This window comes from Candidatus Methylomirabilota bacterium (assembly GCA_028870115.1).
Lineage (GTDB): Bacteria > Methylomirabilota > Methylomirabilia > Methylomirabilales > Methylomirabilaceae > Methylomirabilis.
This window is the reverse complement of sequence record JAGWQH010000097.1, coordinates 1-18,424: the sequence shown is the minus strand read 5'-3', so window position 1 is coordinate 18,424 and position 18,424 is coordinate 1. Positions and strand designations below refer to the sequence as shown.

General features: G+C 58.7%; 13 protein-coding genes. All 13 read left to right on the top strand.

Going from position 1 to position 18,424, the window contains the following annotated elements:
* Positions 1 to 11: 11 nt before the first annotated feature.
* Positions 12 to 1,274 carry a hypothetical protein gene (locus KGL31_10785; protein MDE2322380.1) on the top strand — a complete coding sequence of 421 codons (1,263 nt, stop codon included), beginning with the start codon at positions 12 to 14 and terminating at the stop codon, positions 1,272 to 1,274.
* Between the two features lie 459 nt (positions 1,275 to 1,733).
* A complete protein-coding gene (locus KGL31_10780) occupies positions 1,734 to 2,882 on the top strand; it encodes a trypsin-like serine protease (GenBank protein MDE2322379.1) in 1,149 nt (382 codons plus the stop codon).
* Between the two features lie 366 nt (positions 2,883 to 3,248).
* Positions 3,249 to 3,989 (top strand): hypothetical protein, encoded by a 741-nt coding sequence (locus tag KGL31_10775; protein ID MDE2322378.1) that lies wholly within the window; start codon positions 3,249 to 3,251, stop codon positions 3,987 to 3,989.
* 589 nt (positions 3,990 to 4,578) lie between these two features.
* Positions 4,579 to 6,693 (top strand): glycogen debranching protein GlgX, encoded by a 2,115-nt coding sequence (gene glgX, locus KGL31_10770; protein ID MDE2322377.1) that lies wholly within the window; start codon positions 4,579 to 4,581, stop codon positions 6,691 to 6,693.
* A gap of 404 nt (positions 6,694 to 7,097) precedes the next feature.
* Positions 7,098 to 7,553, top strand: a complete 456-nt coding sequence (locus KGL31_10765) for a tetratricopeptide repeat protein (GenBank protein MDE2322376.1) — start codon at positions 7,098 to 7,100, stop codon at positions 7,551 to 7,553.
* 25 nt (positions 7,554 to 7,578) lie between these two features.
* Positions 7,579 to 8,634 carry a M48 family metalloprotease gene (locus tag KGL31_10760; GenBank protein ID MDE2322375.1) on the top strand — a complete coding sequence of 352 codons (1,056 nt, stop codon included), beginning with the start codon at positions 7,579 to 7,581 and terminating at the stop codon, positions 8,632 to 8,634.
* Between the two features lie 184 nt (positions 8,635 to 8,818).
* Entirely contained in the window at positions 8,819 to 9,541 is a 723-nt protein-coding gene (gene ubiE / locus KGL31_10755; protein MDE2322374.1) for a bifunctional demethylmenaquinone methyltransferase/2-methoxy-6-polyprenyl-1,4-benzoquinol methylase UbiE, read from the top strand.
* On the top strand, positions 9,538 to 10,410 hold the full coding sequence (gene ubiA / locus KGL31_10750) for a putative 4-hydroxybenzoate polyprenyltransferase (protein ID MDE2322373.1): 873 nt from the start codon (positions 9,538 to 9,540) through the stop codon (positions 10,408 to 10,410). The genes ubiE and ubiA overlap by 4 nt, the downstream gene beginning before the upstream one ends.
* Positions 10,411 to 10,490: 80 nt before the next feature.
* On the top strand, positions 10,491 to 14,105 hold the full coding sequence (locus tag KGL31_10745; protein MDE2322372.1) for a DUF3883 domain-containing protein: 3,615 nt from the start codon (positions 10,491 to 10,493) through the stop codon (positions 14,103 to 14,105).
* A 118-nt stretch (positions 14,106 to 14,223) separates the two neighbouring features.
* Positions 14,224 to 15,546 carry an ATP-binding protein gene (locus KGL31_10740; protein ID MDE2322371.1) on the top strand — a complete coding sequence of 441 codons (1,323 nt, stop codon included), beginning with the start codon at positions 14,224 to 14,226 and terminating at the stop codon, positions 15,544 to 15,546.
* A gap of 273 nt (positions 15,547 to 15,819) precedes the next feature.
* Complete coding sequence (locus tag KGL31_10735; GenBank protein MDE2322370.1) at positions 15,820 to 17,139, top strand: ATP-binding protein; 1,320 nt, start codon at positions 15,820 to 15,822, stop codon at positions 17,137 to 17,139.
* A gap of 3 nt (positions 17,140 to 17,142) precedes the next feature.
* A complete protein-coding gene (locus KGL31_10730) occupies positions 17,143 to 17,784 on the top strand; it encodes an RloB domain-containing protein (GenBank protein MDE2322369.1) in 642 nt (213 codons plus the stop codon).
* Positions 17,781 to 18,424, top strand: a 644-nt coding sequence (locus KGL31_10725; protein ID MDE2322368.1) for a DUF1156 domain-containing protein, incomplete at its 3' end; no start/stop codon positions are given. The genes KGL31_10730 and KGL31_10725, both read left to right, overlap by 4 nt.

Below are 18,424 nucleotides of genomic sequence, written 5' to 3'. Positions count from 1 at the left end.
GAGGAAGAAATATGACAACCGAAACCGAAACCAATACCCACATCGTTCCCTGTTGCCCGACACTCGCACCCAATGACGTGTGCGACGTGCTCGACTTCCATTATCGCCTGACCTATCCAACGGTGGTAGCTGACCGGAACATACCGGTGGAGGTCAAATTCCATTTTCGTCTGACGCGCTGTCGTGGGCCACTGGCGATTGGTGACCTCGCCTATACCACGACCCTTTTGCCCGGAGAGAAGGTAAAGTTGTTCACATCCGACCGACGCTCAAAATTCAGCTTTGATACCGCGACGAAATTCGGCTATCGCAACACGCAGTCCTCGGAAGAGTCTTTTTTTATGCAGCAGATGAGCGATTCGCTCTTTGACACGAACTCGCGGGACACCGCGAACTCCAGCAATCAGTCGCATGCGCACGTCGACGGTCACGGCGATGCTGGCATCGACATCACCGGCCTGGGCGGCTCTGCCAACATGAGCGGCAACTTCGATTCCAACTCCGTCTCCTCATTCTTGGGTGAACACCAGCAACATGCGGAGAACTCCTTTCATGCCGCTGAGATGGGCACGCGCAAGTCAGCGAGCGTGTCCATCGGCGAGTCGCAAAGCCGCACTCATACGGAATCCGAGTCCCAGGACCACTACGAATCCTCCTCTCGTGAGTTCGAGAATAAGAACAAATGCCACGCGGTCACCTTCATGTTCTATCAGATCAACAAGACGCAGATAGTGAAGTACACGCTCGAATCGATTGACTTGCGTGTGATGATGGATGCCGATCCGAGTAAGGACTTCACTCGCGTTGCCGGCAATCCGGTCGCGCCGAGTCGCGGCCTCGGCGTTACTTCGATCAACGTGTTGGCCACGGCGGGAGTGGGCGAGGTCGCGCTGGTACAGGGACCGGGGGTGCCCGCGATCCAGCTTACGCCGATATTCACGATTGCTCAGCGTCAGCAGGCCATCAAACAGGTACAAAAGGAACTTGCGCAGGAGAAGCTACTGGACGCCGCCGGCGAAGTCTCGGACGAAGCGAAAGCACGCTACTCTTTCCAGAAGCAGTCATCGCTACCGACACCGGGCATCCTGGTGAAGGGCTGCCTGGACGACTGCGACGTGTGCGAACCGACACTGCTCAAGGAAATCGAGCTAGATCTTGAGCGTAAACGCCTCCAGAATGAGTTGCTCAAGAAGCAGATCAATCTCCTCGAGAAGTCACAAGAATATCGCTGTTGCCCAGCAAGCGAGACAGAGGCAGCTAAGTCCGATAAATAACTAAACAACAGAGAGAGATCTCAACGAACGACAACAATCATGCCTAACCAATGTCGATTGTGGGACCGGCGTCGTATCGAGGAGGTGGTTGATCGAATTCCCCAGATCGTCGAGCGTGGCTGAGGTGGATGGCGGCCAGTCATGCGAGTTGATGACATACTGAGGAGCTCATAAGCAGGACAGCACCATGTCATTCCCGCGAAGGCGGGAATCCAGGCCCAGCAAACTGGATTCCGGGTCAAGCCCCGGATGACATCAAGGGATACTATAGGCATTCTTACTTATGAACGTCTAAGTGATTCCTGCTGCACTGCCGCTTGAGATCGTGCGGCGTCATTGGCCAATATTGGCTTCGTATACGAGCCCCCACAACAATGAAAAGGCGCGTGGAAGCCAAAAAGAGACGGATAATACGGGGCTGAGTGGGTACAGTTAACCACACAAGGGAGTAGTAAGACAATGGAAATGAAGAAATGGCAACCAAAAAAACCGAAGTCTCAGCCACCATTGATGCCAGATCAGGTAATCCGACTGAAAGACGTAATAAAGCGCATGGACATTCCCAATGAGTTACAGTCGCTTAAGTCTTCGCACAGTCTGACAGTTGTGGGAGCTGCAAGCGACTACAAATTGGAGAGTAACCTCTATAAGATTGCACTAAAAAAGAAGGGGATGAGTGCGTGGAATATACGTGCACAAAGCACCATCCGTGGGCTGCCCGGCATGGAAGCCGGTCGCATCTCGCGCGATGAAGTAAAGAAGACCAAAGGGGCGGGCGGCTTAGTCAAAGGGCATCGCCCTGAGTGGGCTGATTTGGTTCACTATCCGAAGATGTCACCAGGGATCATCCGCGCAAACCTGCGGCGCATCAATGGCCGTCGGGTTCGGCCGCACTACGTATTCGGCAACGACGATCGCCAGCCGTTCTTCCCCTCCGGCTACCCCTGGCAGTGCATCGGGCGGGTCTTCGCCTGGACGGATCCCTCCAACCCCAACTGGGCGTGGTCGGGATCGGGTGCGTTAGTGACCCGTAACACGATATTGACGGCCGGACACGTGGCACCCTGGGGGGTGGACCCGTGGATGGTATTGTTCGTACCCGCGTATTATAACGGCTCTTCGACCCTAGGCTCCAATGTATACTCATACGTGGAAAGCTACTGGGGCTATAACACGAATGATCAAGTTTCAGCCTGGGATTACTGTGTGATGAAGCTCTACGATCCGCTTGGCGACTCGCTGGGCTGGTTCGGTAGTAAGACCTACGACGATGGCTGGAACGACGGAAACTACTGGAATCTTGTTGGGTATCCCGGTGCCGTGGCAAGCGCCGAGCAGCCCTCGTGGCAAGGTGGTATCAGCTTCCACGACGACGACGAAGACGGAGATGCGATGGAATTGGAGACCGATAACGGGGATTCCTCGCCGGGCGACTCCGGTGGACCCTTCTTTGCGTGGTGGGACGACGGTTGGCCCTACATCGTAGGCGAGGTTTCAGGCCAAGAAGAAGAATATAGCTTTCCGTTCTCGACTGAAGACAATAACATCGCGGCTGCTGGATCACCGATGGTTGATCTGATCATCTGGGCGCAGAACAATTGGCCATAAGCCTCCTGATGGACCAGCATCAGCGAACATGCGAAGCTGGTCGACTGATAGGAGTGCGACGTAGATAATCGCGCGTTGGAGTCAACTTTTCAGTGTTGCAAATGTAGTTGCCTTCGGTTGACCTTGGGTTCATGGCGTTTTGAGAGGAAGTTGCGTCGATTGAGCGGACAAATTAAAAGGTTGAAGAGTGGACATGGGTAAGGTAGAAAGATAAGACGCTTGGTTCCGTGGAAACAACACCTAACACCGGTTCCCGTGGAGCTGCTTCTCTGGAGCAGGCGGCTCCTCGTGAGCGACATGGCCTGCTGCACCCTCCGTTAGGCGCCGAACAAAGAAAATAACTTCAACCATAAGGAGATCACATTTATGTCAACATATCGATTTGGAAAGCACCCTCCGAAACAGGACTATCGCACCTTACGCTTGAAGAACTATCTGACGTCTGCACTTGCGGCGCCGCCCGCTTCCTACGATGTGTTGCCCAGGATCTATCAGAAGCTGAACGTGTCGGACCCGACAAAGTTATTCCCTATGGATGGGAACGATCACTGGGGAGATTGCACTATCGCGGCTCTAGCCCACGCGGTCACGGCCTATCGCGGCTTGGTCGGCACGCAGAAGATCATGGCGAAGCAGGATGTGGTCAAGTTGTACATGCATCTGACGGGCGGAGTAGACTCCGGCCTGAACGAGCTCGATGTGCTGAACTACTGGCGCAGTCACGCCGTGTCTGGAGATAAGATCCTGGCCTACGCCAGCATAGATGTGAAGAATCACACCCACGTTCAACAGGCAGTTCAACTTTTTGGAGGCGTCTACCTGGGATTTCAGGTGCAACAGAATTGCATTCAGGAGTTTGATGCTCGTCAGCCATGGACGCCTGGCCCGCTGACCCAGGATGGCCACGCGGTATTTGCCGTCACATACGATTCGACGGGCGTGACCGTCCTCACGTGGGGGAATACCCAGAAGGCGACTTGGGCGTGGTGGGATGAATGTGTCGACGAAGCGTACGCAATTCTTCCTCCGGAAGCGAAGAAATCCGATTTTGCGCCAGGGTTCGACTTTAATCAGCTACAAGCCGATTTGGGGGCAGTGGCGAACTGACTCGCCACTGTTGGGCCTAATTCCCTACAGCCCTAAGGGAGGTTTCACCGGCTTCCCTGAGTGCGTTTGTGGGCGTGGAATTCTATTTCGAGTCACTCCCAATGTTCGTTGATATTCCGAAGCGGCCACCGCATCGCTGTTACGTCACGGTCTCTTGCAAACGCGTCGTGGTTTGGATCCCCTGCTGTAACGCAGCCCGAAGGAGTGGGTGGGTTACGAGTGACCCCCGATGTATTGGGACATTGGCCATGCTTTGAGCGATCTATCTGGACACCAGGGTCATTACCAGCCCGATCGATGCGAAGGCCTTGCTGGAGTTCCTGCGGGAGTCCGTTGATTGATACGAACAGGCCTTCTGGGCCATCGCCAAAGAGGAATAGCGGACTACTAAACCCGGGAAAGGCAGGAAACCGCCAGAGGTATTTCACGATGCCCAACTGCGGTGACGGGACGGCCTCCATCGTTTCCTTTGTCAAGGGAGTGGGTATGAGATTTTGTCGGGAGTTGGCGGGTGAGGCGCTGGCTGGCCTTATAGAAGCGTCCATGATCGTGGGGCAGGGTTGATTTGTATTTCAAGGAGGCAAGCTTGATGACGGTCGTTGCTGCCAAGAATCCGCTCCAGGTTGAGAAGGGATCGCCCCATCCGCTCGGGGCAACCCCTGATCAAGACGGTGTAAATTTCTCGCTGTTTTCGGAGAACGCGACCGGCGTCGAACTGCTGTTGTTCGAGCGACATGATGCGCCCGAACCGTTTCAGGTTATCCCGCTCGATCCCTTCGTGAACAAAACCTTCCATTTGTGGCATGTCTACGTCCGTGGATTAACACCGGGCACGCACTACGCCTACCGAGTAGACGGCCCTTACGATCCGGGGGCCGGGCATCGTTTCAATCGGAACAAGGTGCTGATCGATCCGTACGCCAGAGGCAACACGAACAGCCTCTGGAAGCGCGCAGATGCCTGCATCTCTGACGACAACCTCAAAACCTCTATGCGATCCGTCGTGATCGATACGTCGGAATATGACTGGGAAGGGGATCGGCCGCTGAACCGGCCCATGGAGGACGCGATCATCTATGAGATGCACGCAAGCGGCTTCACCAAGTCACCTACCTCCGGGGTCACGTATCCCGGCACCTTCTCAGGCATCATCGAGAAGATTCCCTACCTCAAGGAGTTGGGCGTCACCGCCGTCGAACTGCTGCCGGTGTTTGACTTTGATGAAACGGACATCCTCCGGGTAGTGGATGGCCAGCCTCTCCGGAACTTCTGGGGGTATAGCACCATGGGGTTTTTCGCGCCGCAATCCGCCTTTTGCGTCTCCCCGGAAGGCGGCTGTCATCTACGAGAGTTTCGCGATCTAGTGAAGGCGCTGCACAGGGCCGGCATCGAGGTGATTCTCGATGTCGTCTTCAATCACACCGATGAGGGCAATCACCAGGGACCCGTCTTCTCTTTTAAGGGGATCGATAACCGCGTCTATTATTTCCTGGTGCCGTGGGACAGACAGTTCTATCTTGATTACTCAGGCTGCGGCAATACCTTCAACTGCAATCATCCGATTGCGCAAAAGCTCATCGTGGAGTGTCTGCGGTATTGGGTTCGAGAGACGCACGTCGATGGATTTCGGTTTGACGAGGGCTCGATTCTGTCGCGGGGCGAGGATGGTGCTCCCCTTCCGCATCCCCCGGTCGTCTGGCAGATCGAGCTGGATGAGGAGCTGGCGGAGACGAAGGTGATCGCCGAGGCGTGGGATGCCGCTGGCCTGTATCAGATCGGCCATTTTCCCGGCGATCGCTGGGCGGAGTGGAACGGTCGGTATCGTGACGACATCCGTCGATTTGTCAAGGGGGAGCCCGGGCTTGTCGGCGCTGTGGCGTCCCGGCTGGCCGGGAGCGCGGACCTCTATCAGGCGCTCGGGGAACTGCCGATCAACAGCATCAACTTCATCACCTGTCATGATGGCTTTACCATGAACGACCTGGTCTCCTACAACACAAAGCACAATGAGGGAAACGGCGAGGGCAACCGGGACGGCATCAATGACAATCTGAGCTGGAACTATGGCGTAGAGGGCGACACGGCAGATCCCGCCGTTGACGCGCTCCGGGAGCGCCAGATCAAGAACTTCGCCACGATCCTGCTGCTGTCGCGAGGGGTGCCGATGATCTTATCCGGGGATGAGGTCCGCCGGACGCAGAAGGGGAACAATAACGCCTACTGCCAGGATAATGAGATCGGTTGGTTTGACTGGATGCTCGCGCAGAAGCATCGGGAGGGGATATTCCGGTTCTGGAAGCGGATGATCGAATTTCGGAAGAGCCATTCGACCCTTCACCGCCGATTCTTCTTCAGCGGAGCGGTCAATGAGCGGGGGCTACCGGATGTTTCTTGGCATGGCTGCAAGTTGAATCAGCCAGGCTGGTCCGATCCGGACGCTCGGGCGCTGGGCGTAACGCTGGGCGGATTCGATAACGAACCGGACATTCACGTCATGCTGAACATGTACTGGGAGCGCCTCGAATTTGAAATCCCACCGGTGCCTGGTCGGCAATGGTTTAAGACGATCGATACGGCTCTACCCTCGCCTCAGGACATCATAGACCCCGGAAACGAGATTGCGCTTGACGCGAATGTCTGTACTATTGAGGGCCGGAGCATTGTTGTGCTCGTCTCAGGCCCACTGGGTTCGATTGTCCGCTGACCGACAAATACCCCGTTCCCGGACGGGAACCGCTTTTCTGTGGTCCTCTCCAACGTTCTGAAGAGAGATTCATCCACCAACCCGCTCGGGAATTGACGCTCAAGTTCATCCTCTTTCCGAGGAACTACTATACCCCCAGAGAATGACCATTCAATGAAGATAAGTTCCTGAAACTGGTGGGCAAGTAGACGGAGTAAAACAGGATTGAAGGGGCGGGCGATTTCATGAGCAAGAAGCTCACCAGGCAACCAGGACGACGATCCTCCTCTTTTCGGTTGAGTGGGAGCGTCGGACGCTTCCCTCTTTTCGACCACAGGAGTGAGGGTTATTCATGTAGGTAACTCTACAGGCCATGATGGAAAAGACTTGAACACTTCCTTGCGGTACGCTATGGTATTTTTCATATGGTCCTATTGGTTCCCTATAGCCCGAAGCATTGTGGGAAGAGGCGGCGCTTTTACGGTCTCGTTACGGCGCTGGTTGTCCTTGCCCTGCCGGGGTTAAGTCTCGCGCGTGAGGGCAAATCGCCGGACGCCGAGCGTAAGCCGGCCGCGAATCTGGCGACGACGGCAGAGGCGCATTACGAACTCGGGGTCTCTTACCATGAGCGCATGTTTGCCGATCTCGACCAGGCGATTGCCGAGTACGAGCAGGCGATCAAGCTTCGGGGCGACTTTGCCGAGGCACACTACTATCTCGGGCTTTCGTACCATACGAAGGCCAAGTTAAGCGTTGACGATAAGCTTCTGTACCGCAAGGCGCTGAAAGAGTACAAGTCGTATCTGCAGTATCTGCCAAAGGGCCCATTGGCCGAAAAGGCCCGGCAGAACCTGAAGGCAGTGGAGTTGAGACTTCGATAGGCGTTCGGTGTGAGGATTGTCAGTAATGGGTAGCCGTAGCCGGGTCGATAGGCGCGTTGTCTTGCTCTTAGTCGTGGGATCGTTGCTTGGATTCGTTTCCCCTCCACGCGCCTCCGGTTTCACCATCATCTCTGAAGCTGAGGAGAACGAGATCGGGAAGAAGGCCGATCAGGAGATTCTTGAGCATTTTGGTCGTTACCGCGATCAGCAACTGCAAGCGTATGTGGAGTCGGTCGGCCAGCGGTTGCTTGACGGGATTGGTCCAACCAGTTTCCATTACAGTTTCAAGATCATCGATACAGCGGAAGTGAACGCGATGGCCTTGCCCGGCGGCTACATCTACATCACCAGAGGAATGCTGGCGATGCTGAATAACGAGGCGCAACTCGCGGGGGTCCTCGGCCACGAGATCGGCCACGCCACCTCTCGTCATGCGGCGAAACAGCTTACCAAAGCATTAGGCGCGCAGATCCTGTCGCTGGGTCTCATGGCCGTCAGCCCTGGCGGCCGTGAGAACACAGGGGAGTGGGCGAGGGTGTCGGGAGCCATCTTCGAACATATCCTCTTGGGGTATGGCCGAGAGGCGGAGCTGGAGGCCGACGAGCTCGGACTCCGCACAGCCTACCGCGCCGGTTACGATCCTGCGGAAATGGTGACGTTCCTCAATGCGATGAAGATGAAGGAACGACTGGAGGCGCTGGGGTATCACGGCTTTCAAGGGACTCATCCGGAGACCATCGATCGCGTCGTGAAGGCTGAGACCATGGCCTCCATTCTCATCGGGCAGGGTAGCGGCAGTCTCGAGGTGAAGGCGAACGAGTATAAAGCGCATCTCGACGGTCTGGTCTACGGGGCAAAGCAGGATCATCGACGCGTGAAGATCTATGTCGCCAAAGAGGGAGATACCCCCACAACCGTGGCCAGGGATGTGCTGGGCGATCAGCAACTGGCGTGGGAGGTGGCGAATCTGAATGGGATCAAGGAAGCGACGACCTTCCATCAGGGGGACCAGGTGAAAACGCTGTCGCCTGTGTCTACGGGATCACGTGGAGAGCGGCAGTTGGAACTCTCCCCGAACTGAACGTGTTGCTGAGAAGGCTGGCGATACAACAAGCAGAAAAGACAGTCGAGGAGACTGATTGGCCCTCTGGGGAAAGAGACCAGGGGGTTTTTCATTTTCGGACGCGCCGACAACATCCATTCAACCCCCTGCCCGAGTTGAAAGAGGCGAAGGTTGTCAGGTTCGTGGCGGAGGGATCGACCATATGAGGGCGAATGAAGGGGCAAGAGATGGCGACGCCATTCGTCGGATGTTTGGCGGCATCGCGCCTCGATACGATCTCCTCAATCGTCTTCTCAGTCTCGCGCGGGACCGCTATTGGCGCCGGGAGGCCGTGGCTCACGCGCAGCTCCCTTCGGGCGGGATGGCGCTGGATGTCTGCACCGGGACTGCCGACATGGCCCTCGAGTTGGCCAGACAGTTTCCTTCAGCCAGGGCGATTATCGGGGTGGACTTTTGTCTGCCGATGATTCGTATCGCGGCGGAGAAGGTAGCCCGCAAGGGCCTGACCGATCGTGTCCGGGTGCAGGTCGGCTCTGCTGAGGCTCTGCCGTTCGGCGTTGATACCTTTGATGCCGTTACCATTGCCTTCGGCATCCGCAACGTTGTAGATCGCAAGTGCGGGCTGACGGAACTGTGCAGGGTGCTGCGTCCTGGGGGCGTGGGGATCATTCTGGAGTTTGCCATGCCCCGGGGGCCACTCTTTGGGTGGCTGTATCGTGTCTATTTTCATTGGGGGCTCCCGTGGTTGGGCGGTCTGATTTCAGGGGACGCTCAGGCGTACAGATACCTTCCAGCCTCTGTATCGGTCTTCCCAGCCCCACAGGAGCTGTCCAGGATGATGGAAGAGGTGGGCTTCTGCGATGTACACTTCCGCACGCTGACCGGTGGGATTGTCACCCTTCATGTGGGAAAGAAATCGGCATGAATCCGCTGGGGCCGGCCGTTCGTAAGACAGTCGTGTATCTTGAGCTGGTGAAGTTTTCTCATACGGTCTTCGCGCTTCCGTTCGCCCTCATGGGTGCGGTCCTGGCAGCTCGAGGAATCCCGGCGCTGCCGACACTCTTCTGGATTATGCTGGCTATGGTCGGCGCCAGGAGCGGAGCCATGGCGATGAACCGCCTGGCCGATCAGGAGTTTGATGCGCAAAATCCCCGTACGCAGGAGCGAGCCCTGCCGAAGGGTCTGGTCCGGCGCGGGGAGGTAATTCTGCTCACGCTTGGATCGTTTGCACTGTTCCTGTTTGCCGCCGCCCGACTGAATCCTCTTTGCCTACAGTTGGCTCCCTTGGCCATGGCGGTTCTGATCCTGTACTCCTACGCCAAGCGTTTTACCTTTCTGTCCCATCTGATCCTGGGGCTGGCACTCGCTATAGCGCCTCTCGGCGCATGGATCGCAGTGACCGGAGAAATGGCGACGGCACCAGTCGTGCTCGGCCTCGCCGTCCTCTTCTGGGTAGCCGGGTTCGATATCCTGTACGCCATGGCCGATATTGACTTTGACCTGGTCACCGGCCTCCATTCGATTCCGGCTCGGTTTGGAGTACCAGCCGGGATGGCCATTTCTCGAGCCCTTCACGCGGTCACCCTGCTGCTTCTGTTGCTGCTGGTTTTCCTCTTGGATCTGCGCTCTTTCTACTTAACCGGCGTCCTCCTGGCTACTGGTCTCCTGGTGTATGAGCATCTTCTCCTTATCCGTCATGGCCTGAAGCGACTCGACGCCGCCTTTTTCACGACTAACGGTCTGCTCAGCATCTCTCTATTCGGCTTCACCCTCCTCGATGTGCTTCTGTTGTAGCGAGATTGGAGAGACAAAAGGTGAACCTGTGGCCGGTTGCAGAAGATCAGACGTTGCGGTTACAAGCTTAACGGGATGGGATGAGCAGGCTTGAAGAGCTGAAACCCAACGCCGCTGTGCGAGGCATCCTGCCGGATGCTCTCGCGACGGTTGTGAGCGTTCAGTGGTTCGGTTCAGAAGCCCTGGAGCTGACCTACAAGACGCCGTCCGGCAAGGTGGCGAACGAACTTCTGTATCGGCACGATGAACCCAGGCTGGAGGTTGTCGAACAGGGCCGCCCGTGGAGTTTCGACGGGGAAGGCGACCTCTTTCGACTGGTTTCCGAGGCGCACCGTATCCGGCTCGCTCACCTTTTCGATCCCGTCCTGGCCGTGCATACGTCCGTTCTGGAACCCCTGCCGCACCAGATCACCGCGGTCTATGACGTGATGCTGCCCCGCCAGCCGTTGCGCTTCCTGCTTGCCGACGATCCCGGCGCCGGCAAGACGATCATGGCCGGTTTGCTGATGAAGGAACTCATTGCCCGCGGCGACCTGCACCGCTGCCTCGTCGTGTGTCCCGGCAGTCTTGCCGAACAGTGGCAAGATGAACTCTACAGGCGCTTCCATCTGCCGTTCGAAATCCTCACGAACGACAAACTGGAAGCCGCGCGAACAGGCAACTGGTTCCTGGAAACGAACCTGGTCATTGCGCGCCTGGACAAACTCTCTCGCAACGAGGATGTGCAGGACAAGCTCAGGGTCCCCGATTGCCGGTGGGATCTGATTGTCTGCGACGAAGCGCATAAGATGTCCGCCAGCCTGTTCGGCGGCGAGGTCAAATACACGAAGCGCTACAAACTCGGACAACTCCTCTCCACGCTCACTCGGCATTTCCTGTTGATGACGGCGACACCGCACAACGGGAAGGAAGAAGACTTCCAACTGTTCATGGCCTTGCTCGACGGCGACCGGTTCGAGGGACGTTTCCGGGACGGCGTCCACGTGTCGGATGTGTCCGACCTCATGCGCCGCATGGTCAAGGAAGGACTGTTGAAGTTCGACGCGACGCCGCTGTTTCCCGAGCGTATCGCGTACACCGTTCCCTACAAGCTCTCCGACGCCGAGGCGCGGCTCTACAAGGAAGTCACCGACTACGTGCGCGAGGAGTTCAACCGGGCCGAGGCGTTGCAAAACGACAAGCGCGCCGGCACGGTCGGTTTTGCCCTCACGATCCTCCAACGCCGCCTTGCTTCGTCACCAGAGGCCATTTGCCAATCCCTCCGCCGCCGGCGTGAGCGGTTGGAAAGTAAACTACGGGAAATGGAACTGCTCCAACGGGGCAACGAGGATGCAGCGCCCATTGCCGTCGGAGCCCCGGAACTCGATGCTGAGGACGTTGAGGATCTGGAAGACGCCCCTGATAACGAAGTCGAGACCGCCGAGGAAGAGATCCTTGACCAGGCGACCGCCGCCCGCACGATTACGGAACTGAAGGCGGAGATCAGTACACTGAAACGGCTTGAGGGGCTGGCCCTCGCTCTCCGCCGCAGCGGCGAAGACCGGAAATGGTGCGAACTGTCGAAACTGCTGGGCACAGTCTTCGCGACCGGCCCGGCGACCGGCCGAGTTGCGGAAGCGCCGGTCCCCTACGGCTCCGGCCCGATTCCTCCGCCAACCCCATCCCCGCACCAGAAGCTTGTCCTGTTCACGGAGCACCGCGACACACTCACATACCTGGAGGACCGCGTCTCGACATTGCTTGGACGCCGCGAAGCGATTGTGACGATTCACGGCGCGATGGGCCGTGAGGACCGAATGAAGGCCCAGGAAATGTTCAAGCACGATCCCGACGTGCAGGTTCTCCTTGCCACGGACGCCGCGGGCGAGGGGATCAATCTCCAACGGGCTCACCTGATGGTCAACTACGACCTGCCTTGGAATCCGAACCGGATCGAGCAACGGTTCGGCCGCATTCATCGTATCGGGCAAACCGAAGTCTGCCACCTCTGGAATCTCGTGGCTGAGGAGACCCGCGAAGGCGATGTCTATCGTACCTTGCTGGACAAACTGGAACAGGCTCGCCAGGCGCTCGGCGGCCAGGTCTTCGACGTGCTGGGCAAACTCCAGTTCGAAGGCAAACCCTTGCGCGACCTGCTGATCGAGGCCATCCGTTACGGCGAACGGCCCGAAGTCCGCGCGCGCTTGACGCAGGTCGTAGCCAATGCCTTCGACAAGGCCCAGTTGCAGGACCTGCTGGAAGAACGGGCGCTCGCGCATGACAGCATGGACGCGTCGCGCGTCTTCCGCGTACGCGAGGAAATGGAACGGGCCGAGGCCCGTCGGCTACAGCCGCACTACATTGAGTCCTTCTTCCTCGAAGCCTTTCGGCGGCTTGGCGGGTCCGTCAAACAACGCGAATCCCGCCGCTACGAGATCACCCACGTTCCCGCGCCTGTGCGCAATCGGGATCGGCTGATCGGTGTCGGCGAGCCCGTCCTGCCGCGCTACGAGCGGATTGCTTTTGAGAAGAACCTTGTCGCTCCGCAGGGCCAGCCGCTCGCCGCCTTTCTCTGTCCGGGTCACCCCCTATTGGACGCCACGATTGACCTCATCCTGGAGCGTCACCGCGACCTGCTGCGCCGGGGCGCAGTCCTGGTGGACGAACGGGACATCGGCGCGAGACCTCGCGTGTTGTTCTACCTGGAGCACGCCATTGCCGACGCCGGCCTCACGCGCGCCGGTGACCGGCGTATCGCGTCCAAGCGCATGCTCTACGTCGAACTCGATGCCGACGGCAACACGCGCCACATGCACTACGCGCCCTACCTGGACTACCGGCCCATGACCGAAGACGAACCGGGTGTGGATACCATCCTTGCCCGTCCCGAGTGCGCGTGGATCAACTTCGAACTGGAGCAGAAGGCCCAAGGATACGCCGTTGCCCAGGTTGTTCCGGAGCACCTGGCGGAAGTCCGGTCCCGCCGCCTTGACCTGATAGCCAAGACTGAAGCCGCCGTTCAGGACCGGCTTACGAAGGAAATCAGCTATTGGGATCACCGTGCCGAGCAACTCAAACTTCAGGAGCAGGCCGGCAGGACCAATGCCCGCCTGAACTCCGACGAGGCCCGCAAGCGGGCCGATGCCTTACAGGGGAGGCTTCAGAAGCGTTTCGAGGAACTGAAACTCGAAAAGCAGATTGCGCCCCTTCCGCCGGTCGTCATGGGCGGGCTTCTCGTTGTTCCCGCCGGCTTGCTCGCCGCCATGACAGGAACGTCGAAGGCCGCCGTCCCGACCCATGTTGAAGATACGCAGGTCTCCGCTGCCAAGGCCCGCGCCATCGTCATGCAAACCGAACGCGATCTTGGCTTTGTCCCGACCGACCGCGAGACCGAGAAGCTTGGCTACGACATCGAGAGCCGCATACCCGGTACCGGCAAACTGCGCTTCCTCGAAGTCAAGGGTCGGGTCTCCGGCGCGCCGACCATCACCGTCACGAAGAACGAGATTCTGTATTCACTGAACAAGCCCGACGATTTCATTCTTGCCATCGTCGAGTTTGACGGATTGTCTGTCGCACCGGGCACGGGGCAGGCAGGCGACACGCACCGCGTTCACTACGTCCGCCGCCCCTTCCACCGCGAACCGGATTTCGGCGTCACCAGCGTCAACTATGACTTCGCCGAGCTGCTGGCGCGGGCGGAGGGGCCGCGATGACTTCTCGGCGTGCGGAGGCCATCAACGAGGCACCGCGTAAGCGCTCGTGCCGGAAGCCAGCCGCTCCTGCGACAGAATTGTCCTTCCAGACAGGACCGATGTAGCGTAGAGTGTCCTTATGACAATGACAATATCCCACGACCTCTTGCGCCTGAAGCTCGCCGAATCGCTGGCGGCAGACCCGCCCGTCCTGACGCGGCGCGACGTGGTTCTGCCCGGCATCCCCGGCAAGGCGTTTGCGGTGATCGGCGTGCGCCGGGGTGGCAAGACCTCATTCCTGGCTCAGTGCCGGGCCGACCGCCTCGCCGCCGGCCGTCCCCGCGAGGCGCAGCTCCTCGTCTCGTTGGAGGACGAACGGCTGACCGGCCTTTCGGTTGCCGACCTCGGCTGGCTGCTCGACGAGCACGCGCGCCAGTTCCCGGGGCTGCGCGAAGCGGGTGGGATGACGCTCTACCTGGACGAGGTGCAGACGGTCACGGGCTGGGAGGGACTCGTCCGCCGCCAGATGGACCGGGGTGGCATCGAGATATTCGTCTCGGGCTCCTCGGCCAAGCTCCTTTCCCGGGAAGTGGCGACGAGCCTGCGGGGCCGGGCGATGGAGGTGCTCGTCCACCCGTTCAGCTTCCGCGAGGCGCTGCGTCATGCCGGGGCCGAGCCGCAAAAGCCCGTCCTGCGCCTGCGCCAGGCCGACCGCGCGGCGCTGGATCAGCAGCTTCGACGCTACCTCGCCGAGGGAGGCTTTCCAGAAGCGCAGGGGGCCACGTCCCGCGATCGCGCGGCCCTGCTGGGTGGGTACGTGGACGTGGTGGTGCTGCGCGACGTGATCGAGCGTTACGCGGTTAGCAATCCGCTGGCGCTGCGCTGGATCGAGCGGCAGCTCCTGGCCAACCCCGGCGGGTCGTTCTCGGTCAAGAAGCACTACGACACCCTGCGCTCGCAGGGTGTGTCGGTGGGTAAGGATACCTTGCACGACTACCTGGCCCACCTAGAGGATGCGTTCCTCGTGCGCACGGTGGCGATGCACAGCGCCTCGGAGCGCCAGCGAATGGTGAACCCGCGCAAGGCCTATCCCGTGGACTCTGGGCTGATCGCGCTCTTCGAGCGCAGCGGCCGGACGCACCACGGCCGGGCACTGGAAACCGCGATCCTGATCGAGCTGGAGCGCCGCGGTTTCGAGGTCGCTTACGTGCGCTCGCCCGAGGGCTATGAGGTGGACTTCCTCGCGCATCGCGCCGGGGACCCGCCGCTCTTGATCCAGGCGTGTCTGGAGAGCGAAGGCGACGAGACCTGGGAGCGCGAGCTGCGGGCGCTGGCCGCGGCGGCGGCGCATCACGACGCCCGTCCCTTCCTTGTGACGCTCGACACGGTCCCGCCGAGCCGGCCCATGCCCGATGGGCTCACTTGGGCGCCCGCCGCCCGCTGGCTCCTGGAGGAGATGTGATGGCTCGCAAAAAACTCATCGAGGTGGCGTTGCCGCTGGAGGCGATCAATCGCGAACCCGACTTTGGCGTCACCAGCGTGAACTACAACTTTGCGGAACTACTGGCCCGCGGGGAAGCGCCGCGATGACGGTATAGAAACAAGGCCAGAAAGATACCCACTATCACGAATTTGAGCGCAACTTGCGTATTTCGCCGCCTAATGCTAATTGGTATTAAATTAGTCTTGACTATTTGCAGATTATACGCAAATATTGATATGAGATTAATAATAGGTGGAAACTACTGCCATGTTTATTGAATTCAGTGCCTCCAATTTTCGCTCTATTCGGTCGCGACAGACCCTCAGCATGGTTGCCGGCCCGGATGCAAAGCATCTCCAACAGAATGTCATTTCCGGTAAGGGCGATGAGCCGCGCTTGCTCCGCTCGGCGGTCATCTACGGGCCAAACGCGGCGGGCAAGAGCAATCTCCTGCGCGCCTTGGAAACTCTGAGGGCACTGGTTCAGAGTTCGGCCACCGGGACTCAGGAAGGCCAGCGCCTGCCGGTCACGCCGTATCTGTTCTCAAAGACGTCTGCCGAGCAACCGTCGGAGTTCGAGATTATTTTCATCGCCGACGACGGTGTTCGATATCACTATTGCTGTGTGGTGAGCGCCGCGCGCGTTCATAAGGAATGGCTCGTTGCCTATCCACGCGGCCGCTCTCAGCGGTGGTATGAGCGTGAGTTTGTTCCCAAGACCAATACCTACGATTGGTGGTTCGGTCCGAATTTCAGGGCGGAGCGTGCGGAGCGTAAAGTCTGGCAGGACTTCACGCGCGCCAATGCGCTTTTCATCTCGACCGCAATCCAGCTCAACAACGAGCAGCTTAAACCAGTATTCGCTTGGTTGACGCAGAAGCTTATTGTACTGATACCCGGCACCGGCATAGACCTGAACCCATTCCTGAGCCTCAATCTCCTGCGCGAGGACAGCGGAAAAGAACAAATCATGCGATTCATGCGTGCGGCGGATATCGGCATCGATCGGCTGGAACTGCTGGAAGAGGAACTGCCCCCATCAGGCCCCACCGGCATTCTGTCTCCCGGTGAAATACGGGTTCACTTTGAAGTCAGCGTCCCACCCGGCGCTCCGCCGCCAGTGCAGAAACGTTTTCGTGTCCTCGCATGGCATAAGCGAACTGATTCAAGCGAGGAAGTGCCGCTCGATATCAATGATGAGTCCGATGGTACCAAAAAATTATTCGAGTTCACGGGCGGGTGGTTACGTGCATTGGAATGGGGGGCTACCCTGTTCGTCGATGAGTTGGACCGTAGTCTGCATCCGCATATGACGCGGTTCCTCGTTGGGCTCTTCCACAGCCGCAGCAACGATAAAAACTCGCAGCTGATTTTTACCACTCACGACACGACTCTCCTGGACACCGACCTGCTCCGGCGCGACCAGATATGGTTCGTTGAAAAGGACGAGCAGCGTTCGTCCCGTTTCTACTCATTGCTCGAATATTCCCCGAGGAAGGATGAAGCATTGGAACGCGGTTATCTCAAGGGGCGTTATGGCGCCATTCCGTTCATCGGCAACCTCGGGGTCTGATGAATGGTCCGGATTTCGAAGCTGCGAAGCCATGGATCGTTCCAGCGCCGGGCTGGGAAAAAATCTCCCCGATCCATCACTCTCATCGTGTGCGAGGGCGAGACCGAGCAAGAATATCTCAGCGCAGCGCGAATCCATTATGGGCTGACGACGGCAGAGATCATCCTTGCCGAGAACACGAAAGGCTCCGCGCCCATCAGTGTGGTCGAATGTGCGAAGGAAAAAAGTGGAGAACCGGGTAGCTATGACAAGATTTATTGTGTCTTCGACCGCAATAGTCACTCAAGTTTTGATGAGGCGCGCCAGAAAATCAGGACTATGGCCAATCGAAAAAAGAAACCACTGCCCATCGAAGAAGCTATTTCCATCCCGTGTTTCGAGGTATGGGTGCTGCTGCATTTTGAAAGGACTGATGCCCCATTCGACTGTTGTGCGAATGTGATAGACCGTGTGCGCAACCACATGCCGGGCTACGAAAAGGCCGATAACGTAATCGCTAGGCAGCTCATTGCGCACATAGACACTGCCATCGAAAATGCCGCATGGCTTGAAGCCCGTGCCGGGAACAACGATTACAACCCCTACACCTCCGTCCAACAAATTCTACGACATTTCCAGGTAGTGGCTGGACAAGAAACCCCATGACCAAGAAGAAGCTCATCGAGGTCGCGTTGCCGCTGGAGGCGATCAACAAGGCCTCGGCGCGGGAGAAATCCATCCGGCATGGGCACCCCTCCACCTTGCACCTGTGGTGGGCGAGGCGGCCGTTGGCGGCGGCGCGGGCGGTGATCTTCGCGCAGATGGTGGATGACCCGTCGAGCTGCCCGGATCTGTTTCCGACCGAGAAGAAGCAGGAAAAGGAGCGGCAGCGGCTGTTCCGCATCATCGAGAACCTCGTGCTGTGGGAGAACACCACCAACGAGAAGGTGCTCCAGCAGGCGCGGGACGAGATCTGGCAGAGCTGGCGGCGGGCGTGCGCCGAGAACGCGGACCATCCGCGGGCGAAGGAGCTGTTCGACCGGCACAAGCTGCCCGCCTTCCACGACCCGTTCGCCGGCGGCGGCGCGCTGCCGCTCGAGGCACAGCGGCTGGGACTCGAGGCGTACGCGAGTGATCTGAACCCGGTCGCCGTGCTGATCAACAAGGCCATGATCGAGATTCCCCCCAAGTTCGCCGGGATGCCACCGATGAATCCCGAATCACGTCGTGAGAAGTCGCTGCTCGCCCGCGAGTGGAAGGGCGCCCAGGGCCTCGCCGAGGACGTGCGCTACTACGGCAAGTGGAT